Below are 618 nucleotides of genomic sequence, written 5' to 3'. Positions count from 1 at the left end.
CTCCTGTTGCTCCTGTTGCTCCTGTTGCTCCTGTTGCTCCTGTTGCTCCTGTTGCTCCTGTTGCTCCTGTTGCTCCTGTTACTCCTGTTGGAATATATATTGGTGGAAGAGCTGGAAATGTAGGTCCAATATTCTCAGGTTCTATCTTACCTTTATTTATTGATAATTTATCATTCCGCTTCAATTTAATTCCTCATTCCACATATTTTTAATTAACTTACATAAGTATGAGTCTATTATTAAGGAATACTTTCATAACTATTCTTTTTTCTTTCCAAATGATTCATACAGTTATTAAACATTTTACCGTTGCTTTAACTACTACTATTAATATAATAAAATGATAGTTCCATTCCAAAAACACGAAACTTATTGCATTCTAATTTAAAAATGAGGTGATTTAAATTCAAGATAAAAATGAAAAAAGAATAGAAGAACTAGTATCAATAGCTCTTGAAATTATTCTTCCATACAGACTTACTGGACCTACTGGAAGTACTGGACCTACCGGAAGTACTGGACCTACTGGAAGTACTGGACCTACCGGAAGTACTGGACCTACCGGAAGTACTGGACCTACCGGAAGTACTGGACCTACCGGAAGTACTGGACCTACCG

General features: G+C 36.4%; 1 protein-coding gene and 1 pseudogene. One reads left to right on the top strand and one right to left on the bottom strand.

The window, feature by feature from the left end; translation table 11 throughout:
* Positions 1-184 (bottom strand): exosporium leader peptide-containing protein (locus MR112_RS28605; RefSeq protein ID WP_242245893.1); only part of this gene is annotated, 184 nt, incomplete at its 3' end.
* Between the two features lie 220 nt (positions 185-404).
* On the opposite strand from MR112_RS28605, the pseudogene MR112_RS28600 reads away from it, so the two are divergent.
* Positions 405-618 (top strand): annotated as a pseudogene (locus MR112_RS28600) (collagen-like protein); the annotation flags it as partial.

The sequence above is a fragment of the Bacillus cereus group sp. BfR-BA-01330 genome, from assembly GCF_022663885.1.
Classification (GTDB): Bacteria; Bacillota; Bacilli; order Bacillales; family Bacillaceae_G; genus Bacillus_A; species Bacillus_A cereus.
Note: the sequence above shows the minus strand (reverse complement) of the source record. Positions and strands in the feature narration are given on the sequence as shown.